Origin of the sequence: Mesorhizobium sp. M7A.F.Ca.CA.002.15.2.1 (assembly GCF_003998715.1) — a bacterium.
In the GTDB taxonomy this organism is placed as follows: domain Bacteria; phylum Pseudomonadota; class Alphaproteobacteria; order Rhizobiales; family Rhizobiaceae; genus Mesorhizobium; species Mesorhizobium ciceri.
The window spans coordinates 1-6,876 of sequence record NZ_RZPI01000272.1 but is presented as its reverse complement, the minus strand read 5'-3'; the positions used below and the strand labels follow the sequence as shown (position 1 = coordinate 6,876).

At 61.7% G+C, this 6,876-nt stretch carries 10 protein-coding genes; 3 read left to right on the top strand and 7 right to left on the bottom strand.

Translation table 11 applies throughout. The features are described from left to right. Positions 1-67: 67 nt before the first annotated feature. Both ENZ74_RS16655 and cysE read right to left on the bottom strand, forming a co-directional pair. Complete coding sequence (locus ENZ74_RS16655) at positions 68-271, bottom strand: DUF3126 family protein (protein WP_013531334.1); 204 nt, start codon at positions 269-271, stop codon at positions 68-70. 310 nt (positions 272-581) lie between these two features. After that, entirely contained in the window at positions 582-1,430 is an 849-nt protein-coding gene (cysE, locus tag ENZ74_RS16650; RefSeq protein WP_013531333.1) for a serine O-acetyltransferase, read from the bottom strand. A gap of 147 nt (positions 1,431-1,577) precedes the next feature. Between cysE and ENZ74_RS16645 the strand changes: the two genes are divergently transcribed. Next, the gene (locus ENZ74_RS16645) at positions 1,578-2,180 is read left to right on the top strand and encodes a hypothetical protein (protein ID WP_063168101.1); all 603 of its coding nucleotides are present in this window, start codon (positions 1,578-1,580) and stop codon (positions 2,178-2,180) included. 85 nt (positions 2,181-2,265) lie between these two features. Here the strand turns inward: ENZ74_RS16645 and ENZ74_RS16640 are convergent, their stop codons facing one another. The 3 genes from ENZ74_RS16640 to ENZ74_RS16630 are packed head-to-tail and all read right to left on the bottom strand — an operon-like array spanning position 2,266 to position 4,214. Further along, complete coding sequence (locus ENZ74_RS16640; protein ID WP_063168102.1) at positions 2,266-3,033, bottom strand: alpha/beta hydrolase; 768 nt, start codon at positions 3,031-3,033, stop codon at positions 2,266-2,268. A gap of 20 nt (positions 3,034-3,053) precedes the next feature. After that, a complete protein-coding gene (locus ENZ74_RS16635) occupies positions 3,054-3,614 on the bottom strand; it encodes a DUF192 domain-containing protein (protein WP_013531330.1) in 561 nt (186 codons plus the stop codon). A 24-nt stretch (positions 3,615-3,638) separates the two neighbouring features. Next, positions 3,639-4,214 carry a cold-shock protein gene (locus tag ENZ74_RS16630; RefSeq protein WP_174564974.1) on the bottom strand — a complete coding sequence of 192 codons (576 nt, stop codon included), beginning with the start codon at positions 4,212-4,214 and terminating at the stop codon, positions 3,639-3,641. Positions 4,215-4,452: 238 nt separating this feature from the next. Here ENZ74_RS16630 and gloA point away from each other — a divergent pair, with 238 nt between their 5' ends. Together gloA and ENZ74_RS16620 are read left to right on the top strand one after the other, a co-directional pair. Further along, positions 4,453-4,893 carry a lactoylglutathione lyase gene (gloA, locus tag ENZ74_RS16625; RefSeq protein ID WP_013531328.1) on the top strand — a complete coding sequence of 147 codons (441 nt, stop codon included), beginning with the start codon at positions 4,453-4,455 and terminating at the stop codon, positions 4,891-4,893. Positions 4,894-5,039: 146 nt separating this feature from the next. Continuing rightward, positions 5,040-5,330, top strand: coding sequence for a DUF2218 domain-containing protein (locus tag ENZ74_RS16620; RefSeq protein WP_027160411.1), 291 nt, complete (start codon positions 5,040-5,042; stop codon positions 5,328-5,330). An 8-nt stretch (positions 5,331-5,338) separates the two neighbouring features. On the opposite strand, the gene ENZ74_RS16615 is transcribed toward ENZ74_RS16620, so the two are convergent. Together ENZ74_RS16615 and ilvA are read right to left on the bottom strand one after the other, a co-directional pair. After that, positions 5,339-5,899, bottom strand: coding sequence for a DUF1697 domain-containing protein (locus ENZ74_RS16615; protein WP_024503867.1), 561 nt, complete (start codon positions 5,897-5,899; stop codon positions 5,339-5,341). A gap of 8 nt (positions 5,900-5,907) precedes the next feature. Continuing rightward, positions 5,908-6,876, bottom strand: a 969-nt coding sequence (gene ilvA / locus ENZ74_RS16610) for a threonine ammonia-lyase IlvA (protein ID WP_127312871.1), incomplete at its 5' end; no start/stop codon positions are given.

The following is a 6,876-nucleotide window of genomic DNA, read 5'->3' as shown; positions in this document are numbered from 1 at the left end:
GTTAAGAACGCTTCAAGGGAACCGGCTGGCCGGCCGCATGAGCCGGCCGACCGCAAGATTTGCTGGCTCAGGCCAGATCGATGTCGAGAATCGCCATCGAAAAATTGTAGTCGCCGTCGTCCTCGTCCTTGAAGACGATGCCGAGGAATTCGTCGCCGACATAGACCTCGGCCGAATCGTCCTTGCGCGGCCGCGCCTTGACCTCAAGCTTGGGGTTTTGGAAGACGCGCTTGAAATAGGCGTCCAGCTTTCTGATTTCGTCCGGCTTCAACAGTCTTCTCCGATCATCGGGCTTGCTCGTTCGAACGCGCTTCTGGCACGTCGACAATGGCGATGTAAAGGCAAGCGGCCTGATTAAGGTCTGTTGATATTCACGTGAGGCCGGCCTGCAAATGGCGGTTTCCTGCGCTTCCCCGTTCTACCGCGTCGCGGTAGAACTGTGCTCACGTACCCAAACGTACGCTCCGCTCCGGTTCTCGGAACCCACCATTTCGGCTCGGCCTGACCTGAATCTCAAAAGACCTTGGGCGAGAACAATCGCCCATGTCTGCCCACGGCCTCAGGCAGCGGACATATGACAATCAGATGTCGAAACTGACGACCTGATCCATCGTCTGCGACGGCAAAAGCTGGTCCATCTGGCGCGACGGCTGATCGCAGCCGGTCTCGCCGACGACGCGGGCCGGCACGCCGGCAACCGTCTTGTTGTGCGGCACAGGCGACAGCACCACCGAGCCGGCCGCGATCTTCGAGCAATGGCCGATTTCGATGTTGCCGAGTATCTTGGCGCCGGCGCCGATCAGCACGCCGTAGCGGATCTTGGGGTGGCGGTCGCCGCCGGCCTTGCCGGTGCCGCCCAGCGTCACGCCATGCAGGATCGACACGTCATCCTCGATGACCGCGGTCTCGCCGACCACGAGGCCGGTTGCGTGGTCGATGAAGATGCCCTTGCCAATGCGGGCGGCCGGGTTGATGTCGGTCTGGAAGACCGAGGACGAGCGGCTCTGCAGATAGAGCGCGAAATCCTTGCGCCCCTGGTTCCACAGCCAATGCGCCAGCCGATGCGTCTGGATGGCGTGGAACCCCTTGAAATAGAGCACCGGCATGATGAAGCGGTCGCAAGCCGGATCGCGATCGTAATAGGCCTGGATGTCGACACGCACCGTCGTCGGCCACTCCTTGTCGTCGGCCAGCATGGACTTGAAGGTCTGGCGGATGAGATCGGAGCCGATGTCCTGGTGCGCCAGCCGCTCGGCCAGCCGATGAATGACTGCTTCTTCCAGGCTGTCCTGGTTGAGGATGGTCGAATAGAGGAATGCAGCGAGCAGCGGGTCGCGGTTGACAGCCTCCATGGCCTCGTCGCGGATCGAACGCCAGATCGGATCGACCGGCTTCAATGCGCTGTGTCGGGAAATGCTGATGCTGTTCATCGCCGTCTCGTCCTGCGTCCTGCCTGGCTTGCCTGTTGTGCTTGCCTGCTGCCCGGCCGCACATATAAGCCAGATCATAGCACGATTGAACTCAATTTTCCTTAGTGCTTTGTCAAATGGATTTGGTTCGCGGGAATTCAAGCAGCCATGGAAAACGAACCCTTGATCGACGACGCGCTGAAAAGCGAGCTCTCAGGGCTCTACCGGGCACAGGGCCGCCACTACCACAACCTTGCCCATATCGAGGCGATGCTGGCGCTGGCTGGCGACTATCGAAGGTTGCTGGCCGATCCCGAGGCGATCGAAGCGGCGATCTGGTTCCACGATGCCGTCTATGACAGCAGGGCCAAGGACAATGAGGCGCAAAGTGCCGCCCTTGCCGAAAAAAAGCTGGCGGGCCGCACAGATCCTTCACGTCTCGACCGCATCTCGGCAATGATTGTCGCCACCGCCACGCACCAGGTGCCGCCGTTCGACGGCGCGACGGCCACACGGGACGCAAGTCTTTTCCTGGATATGGACCTGTCGATCCTGGGTGCCGCGCCGGACGCCTTCGACGCCTATGAGCGCGCCGTGCGGCGCGAGTACCACTGGGTGGAGGAGCTGATGTGGCGAGCCGGACGCAGTGCGGTCTTGAAGAGTTTCCTCGCCCGCCCGCATATCTTCCACACGCAAGAGTTTCGCCAGCGCTTCGAACCGCAGGCCCGGGAAAACATTGCGCGATCGCTGGCGGCCCTTGCAAACGGCTAAGGACAATCAGGATAGGCGCCTATCACGATGCCAAGCAGCCTCGTCCCCGACTACGGCACTGCTTCTCGCTGCCCGGGCCCTCCGCTCAGAGCGGATTTTCGGCATAGAACTCCAGCACGCGCTGCTTGAAGGTCTTGTCCCCGACGGCAAGCATATGATCGCGGCCCTCGATGTGGAAGGCCCTGGCGTTCGGCATCAACGCTGCAAGCTCATCGGGCGAGCCGCCTATGTCGTCGGTGGTGCCGACTGCGACCAGCGTCGGCTGGGCGATGCGGGCAACATCCTGCTCGCTCAGCAATTCGCGCGATTTGGCGATGCAAGCCGCCAAGGCACGGCGATCGCTGCGGGTCTGGTCGGCGAAGGCGCGAAACGACCGGCCGCGCGGATGGCTGGTCGCGGCCGGATCTTCGGCAAGCAGCGCGTCGGCAATCGGATCCCAATCGCCGACACCGTCGATCATGCCGATGCCGAGGCCGCCGAAGACCAGCGTCACCACCTTGTCCGGATCGGACAGCGCCATGAACGCCGCGATGCGCGCGCCCATGGAATAACCCATGACGTGGGCGCGCTCGATGCCGAGATGGTCGAGCAAGGCAGTGGCATCGGAGGCCATCTTGACCGGCGTATAGTCGGCCTCATCATAGCTCTTGGACGACGCGCCGTGGCCGCGATTGTCAAAGGTGATGGCGCGGTAACCGGCATCGTTCAGCGTCTTGAACCAGCCGGGCGACACCCAGTTGACATAGTGGCTCGAAGCGAAGCCGTGGATCATCAGCACCGGATCGCCCTCGCCCGATTCCGGCTGGCGCTCGAGGAAAGCAAGATCGAAGCCGTCATGGGTGAAAAACTGCATCAGCGACCCCGCTTGCGCACTCAACCGCCACCGCCATTGGGTGCATCGCCATTGTCGGCGGGCGGCATGCCGGGGCCGGACACCGTGCCCACCGCCGGATGGCGCAAAAGGTCGCCATACTCGATGCCGTTCCTGGCGGCAGTGCCGGCCTTGAGCTCAAGCACGAAGCGCACCGGTACACCAGGCGAAATGACGGCGTCTGATTGCGGCTCGCCGTGCTTGACCGCCCGGATCTTGCCGTCCTGGCCGACAAAAATCAGATCAAGCGGCATCGGGGTGTTGTGCATCCAGAAGCCAACCTGCTGCTGGACCTCGAAGACAAACAGCATGCCGTGGTTGTCCGCCATGTCCTGGCGATACATCAAGCCAGCCTCGCGCTCCGCGGCGGTGTCGGCGACTTCGATGGAGAAAGAGCGATCACCGCCTTTCGTCACCACGACCAATGGCGCCGGATCGGCCGGAAGGATCATTGCCCGGCTGTCCGCCGAGGTTGGCTTTTCGGAATAGAAGTAACCACCGGCGGCGGCGACGAAGGCAATCGCGCACATCGCGCCCGCGGTCAGCCAGTTCCTGTAAGCCATTCGAGATCCTCGGCCGGAAACGCCCTAGTGCGAGACCGGCAAGGTCCCCATATCGGGGTGAATTTCGGCGGCCATAAGGCCTTTGTCGCCGCGCCCGAAACGAACCAGCACGACCTGTCCGGGCCGAAGCTCGGTGATACCGTAACGGCGCAAGGTCTCCATATGGACAAAGATGTCCTCGGTACCCTCGCCGCGGGTGAGAAAACCAAACCCCTTGGTGCGGTTGAACCATTTTACCAAGGCGCGTTCGAGACCGCTCTCCGGCGTCACCGCGACATGGGTGCGCTGCTCCTGCATCTCGGCCGGGTGGACCGCGGTGGTGACATCCATGGAGAGCACACGGAAGGCCTGCAATCCGCGCTCGCCATGCTTGACGAGGCAGACCACGCGTGCGCCTTCCAGCGCCGTCTGAAAGCCGTCTCTTCGAAGACATGTCACATGAAGGAGGATGTCGCCCGAGATGCCGTCATCCGGGAGGATGAAACCATAACCCTTGGCCACATCGAACCACTTGATGGCGCCGGCTACTTCGAGCAGATCAGAAGCGTCGCCGCCTTCGTCACGCTGCAAGGCGTCGCCAAGGGTTCCGTCCCGCCCCATGAAAGAGGCCTTTTCCCCCATAAGAATGCCCCCTCTTTTCAAGAACACCGCAACTGATTCTTGCCAACAGATTAACACTGCGGCTTCCGGTGTGTGCAAGACCTGCCGTGCCTTTTTTCACGGTTCATTGGGGCAATACCGGATTTGTTCTTTGCCGGCATTGCGCACCGCCGCACGATTGCCCTTTGACAGGGCCGACCCTATGTTGCGCCGCAACGCAATTTATCGAGGAAATCACATGCGCTATCTGCACACTATGATCCGCGTCGCCGACGTCGATGCCTCGCTCGACTTCTACTGCAATAAGCTCGGCCTCAAGGAAGTGCGCCGCTACGAAAACGAGCAGGGCCGCTTCACGCTGATCTTCCTCGCCGCACCGGAAGACGAGGAGAGCGGCATCAATGAAAAGGCACCGCTGGTCGAACTGACCTACAATTGGGATCCCGAAGACTACAAGGGCGGGCGCAATTTCGGCCACCTCGCTTATGAGGTCGACGACATCTACGCCACCTGCCAGCATCTGATGGACAATGGCGTCATCATCAACCGGCCGCCGCGCGACGGCAACATGGCTTTCGTCAAGTCGCCGGACGGCATCTCGATCGAGCTTTTGCAGAAAGGCCCGGCCAAGGCCAAGGCCGAGCCTTGGGCTTCGATGGCGAACACCGGAAGCTGGTAGCCGATCACGCTGTCTTGAGCGGACAATGCCAGGCTGACGGCCCCGCTACCGTTTGGTTTTTCAGGGGCGGCGCCTATCTGTCTGGCTGAGGCGCCAGGCTTGGCCGGCGCCCAGCCATGCAAAAGGGCGCTTGCCCAGGAGAATTCATGCCGACCAGCCATGCCGACGTCGCCACCGAACATGCCAGCCGCTACCTGCAGCAGTTGTGCAAGCACTGGGCACACAAATTCCCGGTCGAGTTCGATCCCACCCATGGCACCATCGATCTCTCAATGGGCCGTACCGTCATGGCTGCCGATGCCGCAGCGCTGCATGTCACGGTGTCGACTGACGAAGCAGGATCGATCGAGCGCCTGGAAAGCGTTGTCGCCGATCACATCAAGCGCTTTGCTTTCCGCGAAGAACTGACCTTCGACTGGAAACCAACTTCCGCCTAGCCAGCCAACTACTTCTCACCGGCGTGTGCGGCCATCTCCAGCAGCGCCTGCACCGAGCGCCAATTGCGCGCGGTACCCGGCACTTTCAGCGTGCGCGGGATCAGCCCGGCAAACACCGATTTGCCCAGCCCATTCGGTGCGCTGAGGTAGAGCACATCGCCCTTGATCTCGAAGCGTTCGGGGCCGGTGCACTTTTCGGTCAGCCGCGCCACCTCATCGGCGGTCGGCTCGCGTTCCAGCACATAGGCGTGCAGCTTCGTGTGGTCCGCGGCAATTTCCGGATAGGGATTTTCGCGCACCAGCTTCTCGAACCAGGAGAGATCGCGCACCATGATGCGCGAATGGAACCCCCATTTCGTCTCGAAGGCTGCTTCGAGCAGGTTCGCCAGTGCCGCCGCGTCGCCTTTCTTCGCCCGGAACACGGCATTGCCGCTCTGCACGTAGGTGGCGACGTCGGAAAAGCCGAGGCCCTCGAAGAACGACCGCAGCTCCGCCATCTTGACGATGCGGTTGCCGCCGACATTGATGCCGGAAAACAGCGCGACGAAGATTTTTCCCGGATCAACCATTCGATCGCTCATATGATGAACCCGGCCAGTGTCTCGTTGTCGGTGATGTCCTGATACTGAACGCCCTCGGCCTCGAACTTCGCCTTGAGCAGATCGAAATTGCGACGGTCCCTGGTTTCGATGCCGATCAGCACCGAACCAAAATTGCGCGCCGATTTCTTCAGATATTCGAAACGGGCGATGTCGTCGTCGGGTCCGAGCAGTTCGAGGAAATCGCGCAGCGCGCCCGGCCGCTGCGGAAAACGGATGATGAAGTATTTCTTCAGACCCTCGAAGCGCAACGCCCGTTCCTTGACGTCCGGCAGCCGCTCGAAATCGAAATTGCCGCCCGAAACCACGGCAACGATCGTCTTGCCCCTGATCTCCTTCTTGGAGAAATCCTTGAGCGCATCGATCGCCAGCGCGCCGGCCGGCTCCAGCACGACGCCTTCGACGTTGAGCATCTCGATCATGGTGGCGCAGAGCCTGTTTTCCGGGATCAGCCGCACCGTGTCGGCCGGAAAATCCTTGAGATGACGCAACGGCTCGCGGCCGATCTCGGCCACCGCGGCGCCATCGACGAAATTGTCGACCTTGGCGAGCTTGAGCCGTTTCCCCGCTGCGAGGCTCTCGCGCAGGCTCGGCGCGCCTGCCGGTTCGCAGAAGACGAAGTGTGCTTCCCTGCCCTGATCGGCGAAATAGTGGGTGACGCCCGCGGCAAGTCCGCCACCGCCGACCGGCAGCATGACGATATCGGGCATGCGGGCGCCCGGCATCTGGTCCGCGATCTCGTAGGCGACGGTTGCCTGGCCCTCGATGATGTCCTTGTGATCGAAAGGCGGCACCATATGGGCGCCGGAACTGTCGGTGAATTCCAGGGCAGCGCGATAGCAATCGTCGAAGAAATCGCCGACCAGTCTGATCTCGATGAAATCGCCGCCGAACAGCCTGGTCTTGTCGATCTTCTGCTGCGGCGTCGTCACCGGCATGAACACGAC

Bases quoted from the DNA above. Each gene is read 5' to 3' on its own strand.
- cysE (WP_013531333.1), bottom strand. From the start codon at position 1,430: ATGAACAGCATCAGCATTTCCCGACACAGCGCATTGAAGCCGGTCGAT.
- ENZ74_RS16645 (WP_063168101.1), top strand. From the start codon at position 1,578: ATGGAAAACGAACCCTTGATCGACGACGCGCTGAAAAGCGAGCTCTCA.
- ENZ74_RS16640 (WP_063168102.1), bottom strand. From the start codon at position 3,033: ATGCAGTTTTTCACCCATGACGGCTTCGATCTTGCTTTCCTCGAGCGC.
- ENZ74_RS16635 (WP_013531330.1), bottom strand. From the start codon at position 3,614: ATGGCTTACAGGAACTGGCTGACCGCGGGCGCGATGTGCGCGATTGCC.
- ENZ74_RS16630 (WP_174564974.1), bottom strand. From the start codon at position 4,214: ATGGGGCGGGACGGAACCCTTGGCGACGCCTTGCAGCGTGACGAAGGC.
- gloA (WP_013531328.1), top strand. From the start codon at position 4,453: ATGCGCTATCTGCACACTATGATCCGCGTCGCCGACGTCGATGCCTCG.
- ENZ74_RS16620 (WP_027160411.1), top strand. From the start codon at position 5,040: ATGCCGACCAGCCATGCCGACGTCGCCACCGAACATGCCAGCCGCTAC.
- ENZ74_RS16615 (WP_024503867.1), bottom strand. From the start codon at position 5,899: ATGGTTGATCCGGGAAAAATCTTCGTCGCGCTGTTTTCCGGCATCAAT.